This is a genomic window from Pedobacter anseongensis (genome assembly GCF_037482965.1).
Taxonomy (GTDB): Bacteria; Bacteroidota; Bacteroidia; order Sphingobacteriales; family Sphingobacteriaceae; genus Pedobacter; species Pedobacter anseongensis.
This window is the reverse complement of sequence record NZ_JBBHKB010000005.1, coordinates 115,012-133,428: the sequence shown is the minus strand read 5'-3', so window position 1 is coordinate 133,428 and position 18,417 is coordinate 115,012. Positions and strand designations below refer to the sequence as shown.

18 protein-coding genes are annotated in these 18,417 nt (G+C 35.6%); 1 reads left to right on the top strand and 17 read right to left on the bottom strand.

All coding sequences use genetic code 11. From position 1 onward, the window contains the following. Positions 1-30: 30 nt before the first annotated feature. From WG904_RS17495 to WG904_RS17425, 15 genes are all read right to left on the bottom strand, one after another. On the bottom strand, positions 31-315 hold the full coding sequence (locus WG904_RS17495; protein ID WP_339580639.1) for a DUF3817 domain-containing protein: 285 nt from the start codon (positions 313-315) through the stop codon (positions 31-33). Next, positions 312-839: an iron-sulfur cluster co-chaperone HscB C-terminal domain-containing protein gene (locus WG904_RS17490; RefSeq protein WP_339580638.1), complete on the bottom strand. Its 528-nt coding sequence runs from the start codon at positions 837-839 to the stop codon at positions 312-314. The genes WG904_RS17495 and WG904_RS17490 overlap by 4 nt, the downstream gene beginning before the upstream one ends. A 33-nt stretch (positions 840-872) precedes the next feature. After that, on the bottom strand, positions 873-2,267 hold the full coding sequence (rseP, locus tag WG904_RS17485; RefSeq protein ID WP_339580637.1) for an RIP metalloprotease RseP: 1,395 nt from the start codon (positions 2,265-2,267) through the stop codon (positions 873-875). Positions 2,268-2,304: 37 nt separating this feature from the next. Next, entirely contained in the window at positions 2,305-3,450 is a 1,146-nt protein-coding gene (locus tag WG904_RS17480; protein WP_339580636.1) for a 1-deoxy-D-xylulose-5-phosphate reductoisomerase, read from the bottom strand. 47 nt (positions 3,451-3,497) lie between these two features. Further along, the gene (locus WG904_RS17475; RefSeq protein ID WP_339580635.1) at positions 3,498-5,000 is read right to left on the bottom strand and encodes a GH3 auxin-responsive promoter family protein; all 1,503 of its coding nucleotides are present in this window, start codon (positions 4,998-5,000) and stop codon (positions 3,498-3,500) included. Positions 5,001-5,022: 22 nt separating this feature from the next. After that, a complete protein-coding gene (locus WG904_RS17470) occupies positions 5,023-5,898 on the bottom strand; it encodes a DUF7847 domain-containing protein (protein WP_339580634.1) in 876 nt (291 codons plus the stop codon). After that, the gene (locus tag WG904_RS17465) at positions 5,895-6,863 is read right to left on the bottom strand and encodes a glycosyltransferase family 2 protein (protein ID WP_339580633.1); all 969 of its coding nucleotides are present in this window, start codon (positions 6,861-6,863) and stop codon (positions 5,895-5,897) included. Before WG904_RS17465 ends, WG904_RS17470 begins: the two co-directional genes overlap by 4 nt. A gap of 39 nt (positions 6,864-6,902) precedes the next feature. Next, positions 6,903-7,853, bottom strand: a complete 951-nt coding sequence (locus WG904_RS17460) for a glycosyltransferase family 2 protein (RefSeq protein ID WP_339580632.1) — start codon at positions 7,851-7,853, stop codon at positions 6,903-6,905. Continuing rightward, on the bottom strand, positions 7,854-8,018 hold the full coding sequence (locus WG904_RS17455) for a DUF8506 family protein (protein WP_339580631.1): 165 nt from the start codon (positions 8,016-8,018) through the stop codon (positions 7,854-7,856). Positions 8,019-8,206: 188 nt separating this feature from the next. After that, positions 8,207-8,377 (bottom strand): hypothetical protein, encoded by a 171-nt coding sequence (locus tag WG904_RS17450; protein ID WP_339580630.1) that lies wholly within the window; start codon positions 8,375-8,377, stop codon positions 8,207-8,209. Between the two features lie 108 nt (positions 8,378-8,485). Further along, positions 8,486-9,076 (bottom strand): DUF4199 domain-containing protein, encoded by a 591-nt coding sequence (locus tag WG904_RS17445; protein ID WP_339580629.1) that lies wholly within the window; start codon positions 9,074-9,076, stop codon positions 8,486-8,488. 17 nt (positions 9,077-9,093) lie between these two features. Further along, positions 9,094-9,768, bottom strand: a complete 675-nt coding sequence (locus tag WG904_RS17440) for a hypothetical protein (protein ID WP_339580628.1) — start codon at positions 9,766-9,768, stop codon at positions 9,094-9,096. Beyond that, the gene (locus tag WG904_RS17435) at positions 9,758-11,023 is read right to left on the bottom strand and encodes a dihydroorotase (RefSeq protein ID WP_339580627.1); all 1,266 of its coding nucleotides are present in this window, start codon (positions 11,021-11,023) and stop codon (positions 9,758-9,760) included. Before WG904_RS17435 ends, WG904_RS17440 begins: the two co-directional genes overlap by 11 nt. Then, positions 11,020-13,062, bottom strand: coding sequence for a BatA domain-containing protein (locus tag WG904_RS17430; RefSeq protein ID WP_339580626.1), 2,043 nt, complete (start codon positions 13,060-13,062; stop codon positions 11,020-11,022). Before WG904_RS17430 ends, WG904_RS17435 begins: the two co-directional genes overlap by 4 nt. Before the next feature lie 103 nt (positions 13,063-13,165). Further along, positions 13,166-13,996 carry a TlpA family protein disulfide reductase gene (locus WG904_RS17425; protein ID WP_339580625.1) on the bottom strand — a complete coding sequence of 277 codons (831 nt, stop codon included), beginning with the start codon at positions 13,994-13,996 and terminating at the stop codon, positions 13,166-13,168. Between the two features lie 263 nt (positions 13,997-14,259). Between WG904_RS17425 and WG904_RS17420 the strand changes: the two genes are divergently transcribed. Then, positions 14,260-15,018: a murein L,D-transpeptidase catalytic domain family protein gene (locus tag WG904_RS17420; protein WP_339580624.1), complete on the top strand. Its 759-nt coding sequence runs from the start codon at positions 14,260-14,262 to the stop codon at positions 15,016-15,018. An 83-nt stretch (positions 15,019-15,101) separates the two neighbouring features. Here WG904_RS17420 and WG904_RS17415 read toward each other — a convergent pair whose 3' ends face one another. Both WG904_RS17415 and WG904_RS17410 read right to left on the bottom strand, forming a co-directional pair. Continuing rightward, on the bottom strand, positions 15,102-16,628 hold the full coding sequence (locus tag WG904_RS17415; RefSeq protein WP_339580623.1) for a L,D-transpeptidase family protein: 1,527 nt from the start codon (positions 16,626-16,628) through the stop codon (positions 15,102-15,104). Between the two features lie 83 nt (positions 16,629-16,711). Next, positions 16,712-18,289, bottom strand: coding sequence for a L,D-transpeptidase family protein (locus WG904_RS17410; protein WP_339580622.1), 1,578 nt, complete (start codon positions 18,287-18,289; stop codon positions 16,712-16,714). Between the last annotated feature and the right edge of the window lie 128 nt (positions 18,290-18,417).

The window sequence follows — 18,417 nt, the reverse complement described above, 5'->3', positions numbered from 1 at the left end:
TTATATGATAAATTTTACGAAGAAGTAAGGTTATCCTTCTTCTTTTAATTTTTTATCTACTATAAACGGTGCAAAAGGCAATAGCGACGCTAGGAAAATGAGTACTGATTTACCGAACTTCCATTTTCGCTCTTGCCATGCCATGATTAAACAGGCTGCATATAAGACAAAGAGCAAGCCATGCGCCCATCCGGTATATTTTACGGCTAATGGCATATCGGCCCAATATTTTAATGGCATTGCCACAAATAATAATAAAATATAAGATATGCCCTCGGCAACGGCTACTTTTCTAAATAGGTTTAATGAACTCATGTTGTAAATTTAGCGAGCGACTCCTTTATGCGCCCAAGGTATTTGTTCCGATAGTAAACATCTTTAATAGCTTTTAAGCGTTCTTCTTGCTCAATTACACTACTTCTATCAAAAGATGAAGTTAATGCCTTTAAATCGCTACTTAATAAATTTTCGATATCAGAAATTTGACCAACCAACGATTCCTTTTTAGCTTTATCAGAATCGACTGTTAACTCCATAATTGCTTCATTTACATCCATCATTTCCATCAAAAAGCTTTGCGGAAGGCTATAATTTTCTCCCTCTATTAATTGTCCTTTTAATTCTAAAATATAATGGAGTCGTTGTTGATCATCCTTTAAAACCTGAAAAGCTTTATTATTAAGGGTTGATAACTCGAGTACTTCGTCTTGTTTTTCTTGGCTTTCATTGATATAAAAATCGGGATGATACTTTTTGCTTAGGGCATAAAATTTTTCTTTAATCGCCTCTTGATTAGGATTAAAACTAATGGGAATTTCGTATAAATCAAAGTAGTTCATAGGCTAATTTAATTAGCTAATTTACGAATTAACCTACTTATTAAAAATCTTCAAGATATCGTTTCCGAAAGCAAATACCATTAAGCTCAATAAAATCACAAAGCCCACCACTTGTGCGCGTTCCATAAATTTATCGCCGAGTGGTTTTCCTTTTATCATCTCAACAATTAAAAATACCACATGGCCCCCATCTAAAGCTGGAATTGGCAATAAATTCATAAAGGCCAATGCCATAGAAATTAGCCCTGTTAATCGCCAGAAATTGTACCAATCGAATTGGGCTCCATATACTTTTGCAATACCGATCGGACTACTAATATTTCTTGCACTCACTTTCCCTGTCACCATTTTCCAAATCCCCTTACCATTATCTGCAAAGGTAGTCCACCCTTTCGTGGTTCCTACCCCGAATGATTCGAAGAAATTATAATCAATATGTTGGGTTGGCAAATCTTCACCTGGAGTTACCATCACCCCAATTGTGCCATCAGGTGTAACCTTTGGCATTAATTCGATTTGCTTATGATCTCTTATTACAGTTAAAGCAATTTTTTTACCGGCAGATGCTCGTACGCCAGAAGTAAAGTCGTCTCTAAAACGCACTAATTTTCCATTTACAGCAATAATACTATCGCCAGCTTTAACTCCTGCATCATATGCTGGAGTAAGTATAGGCTCGGGTTTTCCAAAAATTAATTGCTTAATTTTGGCTAAGAAACCAGTTTTTTCTTTCTCTGGGCCTATTACAGTGGCAATTTTTCCCGCTACTATTCTAGGCTCGATAAACTCATCAATTCCATGCTTGCTAATGCTATTTAAAACCGATTCAGGAACTGTTAAATCTATTGCCCGTCCCTCTCTAGAAATGGTTAATTTTGGGTTTCCAAGTAACACTTTCGAAGTAACAATCTCATCAAATCGAACAACTTTCTGCCCATTAATTGCCAAAATCTTATCGCCATCTTTTAGGCCAATTTCTTTACCAATTATGCCTGGATGCACACCATTAACCAGTCGGTTGTTATCGATATAGGTTTCACCATATTTAAAGGTAAGCATCCAAAAAATAAAAATACCTACTATAATGTTTACGATAATTCCACCTAACATCACAATTAACCGTTGCCAAGCTGGTTTTGAGCGAAATTCCCAAGGCTGTGGTGGCAACGCCATTTGTTCCACGTCCATCGATTCGTCTATCATCCCAGTAATTTTCACATAACCACCCAGTGGTAACCATCCCACACCATATTCTGTATCGCCAACTTTGAAACTAAAAAGTTTAAAGCCCCAGGCATCAAAGAAAAGGTAAAATTTTTCGACTTTTATTCCAAAGGCACGTGCGGCTAAAAAGTGTCCTAACTCGTGTAAAATTACTAGTATCGATAATCCCAGCAAAAGCTGGCCCGCCATAATCAGTCCGTTCATATAATGTATAGTATAATGTTTTTAGATGTGTTATATTTTATTTTGTTACGAGTTGCTGTGCAAATATACGTGTATGCACATCGGTTTCTAAATAATTGTTTAAGCTAGGTTGGGCTATAAAAGATACATTTTCCATACATTCTTCAATAACATCGCTCATTTGCAAAAATCCGATCTTATCTTGTAAAAATGCCTCTACCACTACTTCATTAGCTGCATTTAAAATACAGGGCAAATTCCCTCCCTTATCCATTGCCTTAAAAGCAAGTTCAAGGTTACGAAAACTTTTTGTATCTGGAGTCGAAAAAGTAAGAGAAGGATAATTTAAAAAATTGAAGCGTTCGAAATCATTATTTATCCTTTTGGGATAGGCTAATGCATAATGAATGGGTAATTTCATGTCGGGAATGCCCATTTGCGCTTTCATAGAACCATCTATAAATTGAACAATAGAATGCACAATGGATTGTGGATGAACAATAATTTCAATCTGCTCGGGTGTTAAATCGAATAACCATTTTGCTTCAATCGCCTCTAAACCTTTATTCATTAAAGAAGCCGAGTCGATAGTTATTTTGGCACCCATTACCCAGTTGGGATGTTTTAAGGCTTCGGTTTTGGTTACTGTGGCCAAAAATTCGATGTCCTTTCCCCTAAATGGCCCTCCAGATGCGGTTAAATAAATTTTCTCTAATGGATTTTCTTCTTCGCCGACTAAACATTGAAAAATTGCTGAGTGTTCCGAATCAACCGGAATAATTTTTACACCATTTTCTTTTGCCAATTGCATCACCAGTTCGCCGGCAACAACTAAGGTTTCTTTATTCGCAAGACCAATATCTTTCTTCGCTTTGATGGCTGCAATGGTAGGTTTTAACCCAACAGCACCCATAATCGCAGTAAGCACAAAATCTGTTTGCGAAAGTTCAACCGCAGCAATTAGCGCATCTTCGCCGCATAAAACAAGGATATTCGGCAAGGCTTTTTTAACGGTTGTAAAATGGTCTTCACAAGTGATTACAACCAATTCAGGTTTAAATTCTAATGCTTGCTGTATTAATAACGCAGCATTATTCTGTGCTGTTAACGCATGTACTCGATACAAATTAGGATTAGCACGAATTACAGCTAATGCTTGTGTTCCTATTGAGCCTGTACTCCCTAGTATGGATATATTCTTCAAATGTTAATGTGTTAATTGACGAATTAGCTTCACGATAGCGATCGGGGTTAGCTAATTACATATTCTTTTAGTTTATCAGCAAGCTGCCTATCATTACTTAATCTTGGAACCTTGTTTTGTCCGCCTAACTTACCCTCAGCGCGCATATATTTTACAAAAGCATCTTTTTGCAAGGTACGGATAATTAGGGGTTGAAGTATCTTGCCTTCGATAAGGTCAAAATAATAAATATTTTTCTTTTGAAGAGCCTCATCCACCTTTTTACTAAATTCTTCTATGTTCTTTGGTAAAGAACCAAACTCTACAAACCATTCGTGAAAGGGCAATTCGTGGAGTGGCGGATTTACTTGTGGAGCTACGGTAAATTCAGTAATTTCTATCCCTTCTTCATTTGCAACCGATAGCAGTGCGTGTTCTACTTCTTCGCCTATTACATGTTCGCCAAAGGCGGATATAAAATGTTTTATTCTACCGGTGACTAAAATCTTGTAGGGGTTTTTGGATACAAATTTAATGGTATCGCCAATACTATATCCCCATAAACCCGCGTTTGTATTTAAGATTAAGGCGTAATTCTTCTCCAATTCTACATCTTTTAAACTTAGACGGGTAGGTTTTTCATTATAATATTCGTCGGCCGGAATAAATTCGTAAAATATACCCGCTTTTACCAATAACAATAAACTTTTATCCGTTTGTTGATCTTGATAAGCAATAAATCCTTCTGAGGCTGGATACGTTTCGATAGAATCAATCTTTTTTCCGATGCTTGCCTCGATTTTGGCACGGTAAGGCTCAAAATTTACTCCACCATATACAAAAAGACTAAAATTTTTAAAAATATCCTTAATTTTTGCTCCATTAGACTTCTCTATTAATTTATCAAAATACATCTGTACCCAAGGTGGTATTCCCGAAATCAAGGTCATATTTTGATTGAAAGTTTCTTCCACAATGCAATCAACTTTTGTTTCCCAATCTTCGATGCAATTGGTAGCATACGATGGAAGCCTGTTTTTCTGTAAATATTTTGGAACTAAATGGGCTACAATGCCCGATAAACGACCAACGTTTATACCGTTTTTCTTGCTCATAATGGGGCTTCCTTGCAAAAAAATCATTTTCCCATTTACAAACTCTGCTTTTCCAGTTTCATGAATATAGGTTAATAAGGCATTTCTAGCAGCTTTGATATGCTCGGGCATCGATTCCTTAGAAATTGGAATGTATTTTACACCCGATGTAGTGCCAGAGGTTTTGGCAAAGTATTTAGGTTTACCTTTCCATAAGATATCTTTCTCCCCATTTACCACTCGATCTACATAAGGCTTTAATTTTTCGTAATCGCGAATAGGAACATTTGCCTTAAAATCGTCGTAACTCAAAATATTCGAAAAACGATGATCCTTACCAAAAGCTGTATTTTTTGCCGATTTAATTAAAGATTTAAATGTTTTCTGTTGAGCATTTACGGCATTATATTTCCATTTATCTATTTTCTTTACCACCCAGGCCGCAAATGGTTTACTTAATGCTGCTTTTAACCCCATATTAATATTGAAAGAGAATATATTAAACGATATTATGCATAATATCGGGATGCTCGTCTCCTTGATATTCGCTCATTATTTTACGATAGGCGACTGCAAAAAATGCAGTGGTGAAGGGAACAATGACGAATGAGCTAAATACAACCACAATTAAAGATATATATTGATTGATATCATAGTCGAAAAAGAAATTAATAAGCCGAAAGCCAGTCATCACTACAATATAAAAAAATCCAAATACAATTGCTTGAACCGAAACTAAGCCTACAAAAATGAATAATAGTTTAATAAAATTGCCCTTTGTAGTTGCCAAACTAAATTTTATCGATTCAAATGCAGTAACGTGCTTATCGATAATAAAAAAAGGAAAAAAGATAATCCTAATGAAAGTAAAGAAAATACTAAGCACAGCAATTGCCACAGAAATATTTACGATTATTTTTCCTGCTTGCGTGTAATTACTGAACACGCCTTGATTTACACCCAATTTTAAAATAAGTTCTAAGATATATAAAACGGGCATCAGCAAAATGCCAACCAGGAATATACTCAAGCCAAAATAAACCGCCCCCACTAAAAAGCGACCTATTTCTTTTCGTGTAGGAAGTGTTTCTATAATGGTAATTTCTGCATTTTCGTGGTCTAGCAATTTAAAAATGTATTTGATTAAACACAGTTCGACCACACAGTAACTCATAATAAAAATGATAAGCATAATTATCCGAATCCCTATGTGCAATTCGCCCATAAAAAAGGCCATAAAAGTAGAAGTTGATGCGGTTATGAAAATTAAAAAGCATAGCGTGGCAATCGAAACATAATTGTCGCGTGTAACTTTCCATGCGTCAAAAATTACTTCTCTAACAGCAAATGAGCTTTCTTTTAGGTACTCAATCATGATTTATTTAATATAACTCGTTTCCAAAAATCCTGCATAAAGCCAAATCCATAAGCAGTGAGCTGGATAAATGATGCGATAACACTCAAAAATGCAATTTTTATTGATTTATTAAGCTGCCAAGCATGAAAAAATATCAACATAAAGTATAATACGACCAACAGATTACAAATCAGGGCCAAAGGCTGATTAAATACATTCAACAATAAGGTTAATCCCATTCCTAGTGTAGCTACTGCAGGAAAAAAATGCACTAATTTTAAGGTAGATGGAAAATGTTTGTAAATATTGATTCGTGCTCTCCCGAAAAAATGCAATTGTTTATAAAATTGAGCAAAACTTGTTCTTCTTTTGTGATAAACTTTTGCTGTTGGTATTAATCCGATTTTAAATCCATTTTCGTGGATACGAATACTGTATTCGATATCTTCGCCTAAGCGGGTAAGAATAAAGCCACCTACTTTCTCATAAACTTCTCTCGAAACGCCCATGTTAAAGCTCCGCGGATGAAATTGTCCGATATGTTTTTTATTTCCGCGGATACCGCCTGTGGTAAAGGGCGAAGTCATGGCATAACTAATGGCCTTTTGTACGGGTGTGAAACTTTCGTGTGCAGCATCTGGCCCTCCATACGCATCGAGCTGATGCTCAAAAAGATAATTAGATACGATTTCTAAATAATCGGCCGGGATTAAGCAATCGGAGTCGAAGATTACAAAATAATCGCCTTTAGCTCGTTCGAAGCCAAAATTACGGGAAAAGCCCTGTCCTTCGTTAGGCTTAACGTAATAATGAATGTCTAATCGGTCGGCATAAGAAGCTACGATAGCTTTCGCATCCTCTACTGAGCCATCTTCGATCACCAAAACTTCAAACCGTGTATAGGTTTGCTTGGTTAATGTGGCTAAAAGCTCGTCTATTTCTTGTGGACGGTTGTATAAAGGGATGATTATGGAGAAAAACATCAGACAATTTGTTAATTAGCTAATTAGCAAATTAGCTAATTAAAGTATTTCCTTTTCAATTAAATAGGCATTTCTTTCAGGGGCATTTCGGGTAACCAATTCGCCAATAAATCCAGCTAAGAAAAGTTGTGTTCCAATAATGGTAGCCGTTAAGGCCAAGTAGAACATCGGTTGATCGGTTACTTCTCGATATGCTGTTCCGGTGGCAATATGATAAAGTTTTACACCAATGAGCCATAAAGCCATTATCGTTCCAATAAACACACTTGATGCACCTATGGCTCCAAAAAAATGCATGGGTCGTTTACCGAATTTACCGACAAAGAAAATGGTTAATAAATCTAAAAATCCGTTAATAAATCGGCTAAGGCCGAATTTCGTTGTTCCATATTTACGCGCACGATGCTCAACCACCTGCTCTCCTATCTTCGTAAAACCGGCCCATTTGGCTATAACAGGAATGTAGCGGTGCATTTCGCCATAGACTTCGATGGTTTTAACGACATCATGACGATAAGCTTTTAACCCACAATTAAAATCATTTAGCTGAATTCCGCTCATGCTTCGCGTAGCAGCATTAAATAATTTGGTAGGGATTGTTTTAGAGATGGGATCATAGCGTTTAGCTTTCCATCCCGACACGAGGTCGTAGTTTTCTTCTTTTATGCGACGGTATAATTCGGGTATTTCGTCTGGACTATCTTGCAAATCGGCATCCATGGTAATGACTACGTCGCCCCGTACGGCTTCGAAGCCTACATTTAGTGCGGCAGATTTCCCGTAGTTCCGTCTAAATTTGATTCCTTTAACTGCAGTATACTGTTCTTTTAAGGAGGTAATTACCTGCCACGAAGAGTCGGTACTTCCATCGTCAACGAAGACGACTTCATAAGAGAAATTATTCTCCGACATTACTTTCTGAATCCAAGCCATTAATTCTGGCAGCGATTCTTCTTCATTAAATAAGGGTACTACAACTGATATATCCATCTAACCTTTATAATCCACGGCTTTTACCTTCACAATTTTTCCATTCTCTGAAAAAACAAAAACACCATTATTCTTCTTCTTTTCAGCAACAAGTTTTTTGAAAGCTAAATCAAGACCTTGTTTTATTTTTTCTTGAAGTTCGTCAAGTGTAAATTCCTTGTTCATCAATTTTTGATTAAATTTTCAAAAAATTTCGTGATCAAAGATAGCAATTCCCTTTTTATTCCCTTTAGCAATTTTCCTCAACCCTCTGAATGGCAAGATTCACATTATTTAAACAAAAAACAACCAGTTCACTTTTTAATTCATTCGTTGAGCTAGCTTAAACAACAAATCATATATCTGTTTAAGCATTATTTTACCTGCTTGAAAGACAAAACGTTTGGAAAAAAAGGCGATAATCTTCTCACTATTTCGTCTGCATTTACAAACTCTCTACAAGTTAACATTTCTGGTAATACGGTAAACGAAGCAGTAGTTTTACCTGCTCCATTATATCCAGAAATGATATATAAGTTTGGCATTTTTTAGTATTGGGTAGTGAGATAAAATGCGCTATAAAAAACAACGTGCAAACTTCATCAAATATTTTGATAAAACCTGCACGTTGATAAATTTATGCTTGGTTCGATTTATTCTTGAAGAACAGGTTCTTCTTCCTGTTCTGACCAAGGATTAGGATTAGCTTTTTTGAAAATAGCAGCAAATATTAGCGCGCCTATAAAATAAAATACTGCAGACATTCCATATTGAAAGATGAAGTCGCCAACAGATGGGTTAAATTGTTTATCTAATCGTTCTTCAGTTTTTGCCATTGCTTCTTGCAACTGAGACTCATCCATGCCCATAGACGACATCATTTTTTCTGTTCCTGCCATAGAAACTTCTTTCATCTTAACAGGATAGGTGGGATCGATTACTTTTCCAAATACCAATGTAAATACCAACACAATGGTCATATTTGTTAAGAACATGGCAAGTATTGGCCAAAGTGCTTCACTGAACGACCAATAGCCACCCGCCTTCTTTCTCAAATCGATACAAAAGAAAACGGCTAGCAAAATGCCTATAACTACGGTAATACCAACATAAACATACGAGCTCATTAAGCTTGGCATTCCATACCAGACCACCGCAAATAATACAATATTAATTACGCCCCAGATTGCGCCATTTTTTAGCGCTTCTGTTTTTAAATTTACTTTCGTAGCTGTTGCTTCCATATTTTTTTTTGTTTGGTTTAACGATTTTTATTAAAATTAGTAATTAATGTGTAAACCGCAACATCAAAACTGCTATTATTGCTATATTTTATTAATTCGAGCTGTACACCTTCACTGGTGTTTGGCTGCAAGAAAAACGTCATAAAGGGTACAAAAAGTTCTTCCATTTCTTCACTCAACTCCAATAAGTCAGCATTACTACAAATATCTTCCACACTACTTTCGGCCAATTGTTGGTTGCTGATTAAATCTTCATAAATATGGAACTCGTCTTGAAATTCATCTTCTTCGACCAACAAAAATTCTTTTAGGAAATCTTCAAGCCCAGGTTTGATTTCTTCATCGTGACATTCATTAATGTACAATAACAAATTCAGCAATTCCGTTCCCCGATCAATCGTTTCTTCTTCAATATCCGCCCATTCTTTCGATTCAAGATAATCTTCTTCCAGCTTAATTACGTCACTAGTAAAGAAATTAATCATCAGTAAATCGAAATACACCTCTCTTAACTCGTTAAAAGCCGGCTGTTCATCAAAAACCTCATCAAATTCTGCAACTTTCTCTAAAAAGTTCATGTCTTTTCCAAAAACTTCTACCAATCGTGTTTCGATAGCAATCGAATCTATTTTTTTGGTTTCAGCAAATTTATCAAGTGAAGCAATTAATGCTTGTTCTACGCTAGTGTTCATATTTTTGAAATTGTTTATGGTTATAAACCAGTTGCACTTTTCCTTTTAAGGTTTTACCGAGCAAAGGCGAATTATTTGATTTAGAAGCATTTGTTTGTGAATTAAAAACCCATTCTTGGGTAGGGTGATAAATAGTGAAATTGGCATCTTCACCAATGTTAACCGTCGCAACTGGCAGCCCCAATAGTTTACGTGGATTAATTGCTAATTTTTCCGCAATCAATTCGGCACTTAAACCAACTTCTAGTAAAAGCGGCAAGGCAGTTTGTAAAGCGATGATCCCATAGGCTGCGCGTTCGAACTCTACATCTTTAAATTCGATTTCATGTGGACGATGTTGCGTGCAAATCGCATCTATTGTTCCGTCTTTTAGCCCGGCCAATAGCGCTTTAGTATCGTTTTTACTTCTTAGCGGAGGTTTTACTTTATAATTGCTATCAAAATCGTTCAGCAAATCTTCTGTAAAAATGAGTTGATGGGCCGCCACATCGCAAGTAATTTTAACTCCATCCTTTTTAGCGCGTTTAATTAACGCCACCGACCCTGCAGTAGAGATCGTACTAATGTGGATAGGTGAATGATGATAGGTAGCCAAATAAATATCGCGAGCGATGTGCATTTCTTCGGCCAATGCGGGCAATCCTTTCATCCCTAAAAGGATACTATTTTTGCTTTCATTAATTTGTGATTTACCAGCCATCGATTTATTTTCGGGATATACCATTAATAAGGCATCAAATCCTTGTGCATATTGTAAAGCCCTACTCATAAAACCATCGTCGGCAATAGCATAATCACCATCAGAAAAAGCTACCGCCCCTGCCCTTTTCATGTCGTACAGCTCGGCAAGCTCTTTTCCTTCTAGTTCATTGCTGATGGCGCCAATTGGGTGCACCTCTACAAGATTGTTTTTTGTTTTATTTAAAATGTATTCAACTTGCCCTTTATTTTGTACTACAGGTTTGCTTGTTGGCAATACAGCTAATGCAGTGAAGCCACCTGCCTTGGCAGCTGCCGTAGCGGTTTCTAGATCTTCTTTGGTTTCTAATCCTGGATCGCCTATCGAACAATTTAAATCGAAAAAACCTGGCGATAGAATTGCACCTTGTGCTTCAAAAATTTGATCACCTTTAGCTGGCGCTAACGCATTTGAAATGGCCACAATCTTTCCATCTTCAACGCGTATATCGCAATTTTGTTGATTAAACTGGCTATTTGGATCGGCTATTGTTATTCCCTTAATAAAGAGGTTCATGAATTTGAATTATTGTTTATATGATAAAATCTAACCAATAGTATTTCAATCGCTAAAAAAATAACACTTAAAATTAGGCAAAGTTTCCATAACTCTGTACCGCTATTTTTTGCAGAGACTGTAGCTGCAACCGGATCAACAGTTGGGTCGATTAGGTTTGCTTGTTGCTTATTAATTACCTTACTTAAATCGGATGGGCCGTCATAATGCATATCCGACTCTATTCTGTTATCGTTAAAAGCAATAACAGAGAGTAGTGAATCTGCTTGTTTTAACTCGTAAAAACCAGAATTTTTAACTTGGTCTGCTGTATACAACCGTGTTTTGTCGTTACTCTGCCGTATTTCTGGAATAATTTCAAAATTATCACTCACTAACCTGAGCGATTGATTATTACTTAAGTTGATTTTATTACTTTCTATAACATTATCCTTTATCACGGTATAATAAAGCGGTTGTTCGCGTACACTTGCAAAAGCTATTTTATACATTAAGGGCACAAAAACAGGATGTTCAGGTAAATTGCTATCGTTCTTATTTAAGCCTGTTGCCGCTAGATAAATTTGCCCACTTTTTTGAGGATAACGGGCAAAAAATAATTTGTTAGCTGGCAACTGAAGTAAATTTTCTTTGTTAATATTGTTATTTTCTACAAAACTAAAATATTGTTTTACCTGTGGAAGATCTAATTTTTGAGGTAAACTTTCGAATACATCTTTGAAAAGGGCATTTTTTAGTTCGATGGCACTTACTTTGGTTGGCGTGGTATTTAATTCGGCAACTGCCGGAAGATTTAAGTTGGTAAAAAACTGACTGTATACTTCTTTACTCGAAGCCATATCCGGAAAAACAACAACAGAACCTCCATTTTCTACATAAAGTTTAAGTGCCGATGCAAGACCACTTGAAGGATTATTTAATCCATTAAGTACGATTAAACTATAGTTGGCGAATGTAGAGTAATTAATATTACTTTCGGGCATTTCCGTTAACTTAAAATAGGAATCAGACTTAAAAAGCGCGCTAATATATTTTTCACTACTTGTGCCATTTATACTTAATACCTGTTGATCTGCACTTACCTTAAAGCTAAAGTTAAGTTGGTCGTCGAATGTTAAAGGAAAATCTTTTATACTTAATTGCCCCTTTTGCCAACCGAGGTTTAATCCACTAAAAGAAAGTGTATCTATTGTAGTTTCGCCAGCGGGAATAGTTAAACTGCTAATGGCTTTTTGATGATTGTTAACGGTTAATTTAACTGGGATATTTTTTGCTTCCTCATCTCCATAATTTTTTAAACGGATTGCAACCTTCTCAGTGGCATTGATTTGATGTACGGGAGATAATAACCATACACTATCTACCGCAACATTTGGCAAGTGGTTGGATTTTAATTTGATGAGCGAAATGTTTGTATTGTTATCCGTTAAAATTGGAACATCGCCTGCAAAGCCTTTCTGAAAATCTGAAATTAAGTAGCTAAAACGATTACTTGTTCCTGTAAATATGCTTTGTTGACGGTTAATAACCTGTTGTAAAGACCTACTCGCAGCAGAAATTTTCACCTCATCAACTGCCTGTATCAATTCATCGGCATTAAGTAAACGCTGGTGTTTACCTTCAAAATCGTTGGTTAACAACTGAAATCGATCGTTCAGTTGAAATGCCTTTACAATTTCTTTTGCTTTTCTTTTTGCTTCGTCTAATAGATTACCTTCCTTATTAACAGCTTCCATGCTGTAGGAGTTATCGATATAAATGCTTACTGTATTTCCTCTGCTTTGATCGTGTTTTGTACCAGAAGGGATAAATGGGCGAGAAAATGCAAGAACAAGGAAAATAATAGCCAATAGCCTACTCGCAAGTACAAGGAGGTTTTTTAGTTTCTCCTGAGAAGAATTTTGTTCTTTAATTTCCTTCAGAAAAGCAACATTGCTAAAATATACTTTCTTAAACTTTCTAAAATTAAATAAGTGTATTATGACCGGAATAGCGATCGAAAAAAGCGCAAAAAGAAAGCCTGGATACAGGAAATTCATTAAAAACCAAAGATAGAAAAAATTCGGATATTAATAGCCTGTTTAAATTTATGTTGTGAAAATGTTTATTGCTTATTTTTGAGCGAAACATGCTCTAAATAACTTACTTTTTCAATTCTCGGTCTAAAAGCATTTCAACATCTTCAGCTAAACCTACTGCTTTAACCAATAATCCCTGTTTATTAATTAAGAAATGCCATGGGTAAGCAGCGACTTTTAATTCTTCATCCATGTATTTATCCTGATTAGGAACGGCGGCATAATCGAATTGCGTTTTTTTTAGGAAAGTTTGAAGTGACTTTTTAGGGTCTGATGCAAGACTGATAAACAAAATATCGTTCCTATCTTTATATTTTTGCACCATTTTATTTAACTGGGGCATTTCTAAAATGCAAGCCCCACAATTGATAAACCAACATTTAAAAAGAACAATTTTACCTTTTGTATTTTCTGAAGTATAATGTTTACCATTCACATCGATAAAATCAAACGCAGGAATGGCTTTGCCCTCCATGTCGTAATGTACTAAAGCAATTTTCGAATCTTGTCTTAAATAGGCCCCTGCATCTTTTGGTCCATTTGCAGGTATTTTAGCTAACTTATAATTAATTAACGAGTCTTTTGATTTAATAAGCAAGGGATAGTAATCTCCAGAAGTTAAGGTATTTAAGAAATCTCTCTTCTTCATTTCAACTCCTGCTGTATCAAAGGGGACAAAGTCTTCGAAAAACTTAATATTTGCGTTATAATATGCCCAAAATGTATTAAAATTAGACATAATTAACTTCTCTTCAATTATTGGCTTTCCTATTTTATCCTTATCAATTTTTGGGTTTTCTGCAGTCTTTTTTTCCTCTTGTTTTGGAATCTGCACACAAGAACCAAAACTAATTACAAAACCCAATGTAAAAATAATAGGGAGCATTTTATTCATTTTGTTTAGCTTAATATTTAAATGACCCTAAAATAACTATATTTTTAGGAGTTATAAAATTAAACATGGAATTATTCCAAAAAAGAGTATAACACTTTGAATTTCAACTCGTTGAATTAGTCACTATAAAGCAATAATGGGACAAAACTTAACATAACTATTAAAAAATGCGTATATTTGGTTAATATCTAATACATAAAACAACGCTATTCGAAAAAACCTATACGTAAATAATTATACAGCACGCATAAAAAGCAAACGCTATGAAAAAATACATTTTAGGATTATCTGGACTAGCAGCACTCGCCATTTTCTTCATTAGCATGGGATGGAAATCATCAAAAGACGAGGTAAAACCGAGAACTGTTGTTTCCATTGATAGTATGTACATTAAACATGTAGATGGTATTTATCAAGCTGCACACTTAAAAGATGCAGGATTACTGGAAGCTACCTTCGAAAAGGCATTAACAGGCTTTTATAATCTAAAAAAAGCAGGTCAGCTTTCCAAAAAATCGATATTAACGATTGTCGACTTTGATCAAGTAAGTACAAAGAAACGTCTTTACATTATCGATCTTGATAAAAAAGAAATTTTGTTGAATACTTGGGTGGCTCACGGACAACGCAGTGGAAATAATGAAGCGATAAAATTCTCTAATCAAAACGATTCGTTTAGCAGTAGCCTAGGTTTCTATGTTACTGGCGAGGTATATCGGGGCATGCATGGCAAATCGCTTAAATTAGATGGAATGGATGAGGGTTTTAACAACAATGCACGCATGCGATCTATTGTAGTACATGGAGCGGCTTATGTTAGTAAGGGGACGATACAGGCCCTTGGAAGATTGGGCAGAAGTCAGGGTTGTCCTGCAGTGGCCCCTGAGTTGGCCGATAAGGTAATTAGCACCATCGAAGATAAAACGGTGCTATTTATCAACAAAAGCCAAGAAGCCTATACATCTAAGTATTTAGATCACACCTTGGCTGCAAATTTTGCACTCGAACATACTACCTACTAGCCTTTTAAAATTTAAGTTTTCACCATAGAATAGAAGGAACATAAACGCTAAAATTAGGCTTGTATGCTCCTTCTATAAAATCACTACGCCATTTTTTTCAGGTAAGCATAGAGCACGATATCTAAACCGTAAACATCTTTTCTGAACTGTAACACACCATTTGCATCCACCCAACAGGTTGAGTACGCTAGGTACACCGGAACTTTATTGGATAAACCGATGTCTTCTGCATCGGTTCGCTTACCTTCCATACCCGATTTTATTTTGTCAAATTTATTTCCTTCACCAAATAATGCACGGGCAAGTTCTAAAGGCTGCTCAACTCGAACACAGCCATGACTAACGGCTCTCATGGTTTGTTTAAATGCTGCTTTAGAAGGTGTATCGTGAAGGTATACACTGCTTTGATTGTTGAACAAAAACTTAATTTTACCCAATGCATTATCTTCGCCTGGTCGCTGTTTAAACGCATATTTTTTACCTGCATCTGGCGACGACCAATCTATGGTTTCAGTATCTTCAATTCTGTTTCCGTCTAAAAAAACATCTATATTATGATTGGAAAGGTAATAACGATCTTTAGCAGCTAATTTGGTGATTTCGTTAGTCGCAATACTTTCAGGTATATTCCATATTGGATTAACTTGAACACTATGAATTATACTTTTTAACTGAGGAGTTTCTCTATTAAACGGTCGATCGCTATCGAAGTCGTTCTCATCGTATTCCATTAATTTATCTGAATAGTCTTTATTTCTTCCCTCTCCTACGCATACTTTCATATTTAAAATAGATTTTCCATTTTCAACAACATCTAATCTAAAATCAGGAATATTAACCCAAACATACTTTTCTTCTGTAGGTTTATTTTTCCATCTCATCCGCTCCAAGTTTACAATTAAAATTCTTTCCGACTCTTCTTTGTTTGTGCCCGGCACTTGAACATTATCTTGAAGGGCCTTTTGCAGCATAAGGTATTCGCTATCTTTTGGCTGTATGCTGTCTAAAAATGATGTAATACTCTTAGTGGTAAACACCTCCATAAAACTTGCACTATCTGGTCTTTTGGTTTCGGTATAATATTGAGCATAAATCTTTCTGGGACTAATTAATCCAAATTGCAGCGCATTGCTATAATTGGTGAAAGCGTTGGCTGCTGTAAGCTCTAGAGCTATCAGCACTTGATAGGCTTCATTTAATGTTTTTATCGACTTTTTATTATATACTTGTGCTACCAGTTGGTCTAATTTGGAAGTTTGAAAGGTTTCAGGGTTTAAACCGTGGGCATTTGATTCACCTAATTTGATAACAGCTTTTTTTAGCTTATTTTGCGGTAAATCCCTCATCAAAATCAGGGGCTCAAAATCGTTCGCTTCGTATAGCGCAGCTAAAAATTTGGGGTTTCTATAGGTATTTTTTTGTTTCTCAAAGGTTTCTTTAAATTTCTCAATAAAAACATCCGTTTCAATATCCTTAAAAATTTTGTTTCGAGTTTCCTTGAAAACAACTGCTCCAATATCAGAATGGGGTTTTTTGCAAGATGGGAGAATAAAAAGTAGTAAGGATATACTTACGAGGAAAGCAGAGTTAGGGTAGCGTTTTAATTTCATACTTACAAAATGAAATAAAATCGAATTTGTTTTAAAAATTGTTGAAATGTTGGAATGTTAAATGTTTGAATGTTGCTAGCGCTTTACCGATAAGGCTTCATCGCTTCCCACAGCAATCCGTCGTAATCATAAACATCTGGACGGAATTGAACCCTACCATTTTCTACCCATGCGGTAGCATAGCCAATAATTACAGCAATATTTTTTCGCGTAGCGAACCAAGCCGGATTTAATTGAAATCTTTTTAATGTGTCAGTTTTTTTAGCCATTAATCGCTTATACTTCGCATTTCTAGTGGTATCTATTGGAGGTAGATTCACTTCCATCCGCAAATTATCATACTGATATTTATCTTTCACCATTAACTGGGCAAACTTTAACGGATCTTCAATTCGCACACAACCGTGACTAATTGCTCTATTTTTTAATTTGAAACCATTTTTATTATTGGTATCATGAAGATAAATACTCGAACTGTTGTCGAAGATAAATTTAAATTTCCCCAATGCATTTCCCTCACCAGAACCCTGTTTAAACTTAAAAGGTAATTTTTCGCGTGCATATCTACCCCATCTTATGGTGTCGGGATCTTTAACCAGCTTTTCTTTATAGTAAACTTTTATATTATTATTCGATAGGTAATAAGGGTCTTTCAGTGCTTGATGGTAAATCTCACTTTGTGCAATACTAACCGGAATATTCCAAATTGGATTTACTTGTATTGCATTGAAAACACTATACAATTGGGGGGTCTCGTGATTTCTTGGCTTATCATCAAGCTTACCCGATTGTAGGAAAATTCTCATCTTTTCGGCATAAGTCTGCTCTCTTTTCGCGCCAACGCATACATTCATGTGTACCAGCGTGTCTTCCTTCGAAAACCAGGTTAGCGAAAAATCTGGAATATTTACCCTAACAACTTCATCCGCAGTTATTGGAATTTGCCATCTCAGGCGTTCCATATTTAGCTTAATTGTCCTTATTAATGGATTATCATCTGTTTTTAGGCTATCACGGTAATGTGCTAACGCCATTTTTAAATCGATGTAAGCCTTTGTAGTCTGTTGCGAATTATTTAGCACTAAAAGCAGATCTGAAGTACTAAGTATCGAATCCATGTGCACACTATCTGGTCGTAGTTGCTTTATAAAATAGCGATTAAAATATTTTCGCGGATTAACACTACCATATTTCATAACGCTATGATACCGAAGGAGCGCATCAGCAGCTTTAAGTTCTAATGTAGCAATTAAAGGATAAACCTCATCAATAGTTTTAAACTGATTAGAATCTAATTGTGCTAAGAGATTGGATAATTCTTTTAATCCAAATGCTTTCGGATCAAATCCATCGGCCTTACTGCGTTCGATATACCTCTTTAAACTATCTAACCCGCCATTTGAATAGAATTTGATTATAAGTTCAGGTTTATACTCATTTACAGCATAATGAGCTGCAGTAACTTTCGGATTAGATAACCTGCTCTTTAGATCTTTAAGCTTGTTCAAAAAAATTATTTTGTAAACAGCTGTATCAAATTCTTTATATAATTTATTTTTAAAATGTGTAGCTAAAACAACTCCGATTTCTGGCTTAGGTTTAAACCACTCGCAAGAACTAAAGAACACACATACTAATAGAAAAAGCAACGTTTTCTTCATTTTTTTTGATTTTTACAATAACAAAGCTATATTTGCAATCTATTCTCCACAAAATTACGGAAAGTAAAGCAATATATGACCCAAGTTTTAAATCATAACGTACATTTACATCATCGCCATTGTGGCGA

Coding starts and splice junctions, on each gene's coding strand:
- WG904_RS17495 (WP_339580639.1), bottom strand. CDS start 315: ATGAGTTCATTAAACCTATTTAGAAAAGTAGCCGTTGCCGAGGGCATA.
- WG904_RS17490 (WP_339580638.1), bottom strand. CDS start 839: ATGAACTACTTTGATTTATACGAAATTCCCATTAGTTTTAATCCTAAT.
- rseP (WP_339580637.1), bottom strand. CDS start 2,267: ATGAACGGACTGATTATGGCGGGCCAGCTTTTGCTGGGATTATCGATA.
- WG904_RS17475 (WP_339580635.1), bottom strand. CDS start 5,000: ATGGGGTTAAAAGCAGCATTAAGTAAACCATTTGCGGCCTGGGTGGTA.
- WG904_RS17470 (WP_339580634.1), bottom strand. CDS start 5,898: ATGATTGAGTACCTAAAAGAAAGCTCATTTGCTGTTAGAGAAGTAATT.
- WG904_RS17465 (WP_339580633.1), bottom strand. CDS start 6,863: ATGTTTTTCTCCATAATCATCCCTTTATACAACCGTCCACAAGAAATA.
- WG904_RS17460 (WP_339580632.1), bottom strand. CDS start 7,853: ATGGATATATCAGTTGTAGTACCCTTATTTAATGAAGAAGAATCGCTG.
- WG904_RS17455 (WP_339580631.1), bottom strand. CDS start 8,018: ATGAACAAGGAATTTACACTTGACGAACTTCAAGAAAAAATAAAACAA.
- WG904_RS17450 (WP_339580630.1), bottom strand. CDS start 8,377: ATGCCAAACTTATATATCATTTCTGGATATAATGGAGCAGGTAAAACT.
- WG904_RS17445 (WP_339580629.1), bottom strand. CDS start 9,076: ATGGAAGCAACAGCTACGAAAGTAAATTTAAAAACAGAAGCGCTAAAA.
- WG904_RS17440 (WP_339580628.1), bottom strand. CDS start 9,768: ATGAACACTAGCGTAGAACAAGCATTAATTGCTTCACTTGATAAATTT.
- WG904_RS17435 (WP_339580627.1), bottom strand. CDS start 11,023: ATGAACCTCTTTATTAAGGGAATAACAATAGCCGATCCAAATAGCCAG.
- WG904_RS17430 (WP_339580626.1), bottom strand. CDS start 13,062: ATGAATTTCCTGTATCCAGGCTTTCTTTTTGCGCTTTTTTCGATCGCT.
- WG904_RS17425 (WP_339580625.1), bottom strand. CDS start 13,996: ATGAATAAAATGCTCCCTATTATTTTTACATTGGGTTTTGTAATTAGT.
- WG904_RS17420 (WP_339580624.1), top strand. CDS start 14,260: ATGAAAAAATACATTTTAGGATTATCTGGACTAGCAGCACTCGCCATT.
- WG904_RS17415 (WP_339580623.1), bottom strand. CDS start 16,628: ATGAAATTAAAACGCTACCCTAACTCTGCTTTCCTCGTAAGTATATCC.
- WG904_RS17410 (WP_339580622.1), bottom strand. CDS start 18,289: ATGAAGAAAACGTTGCTTTTTCTATTAGTATGTGTGTTCTTTAGTTCT.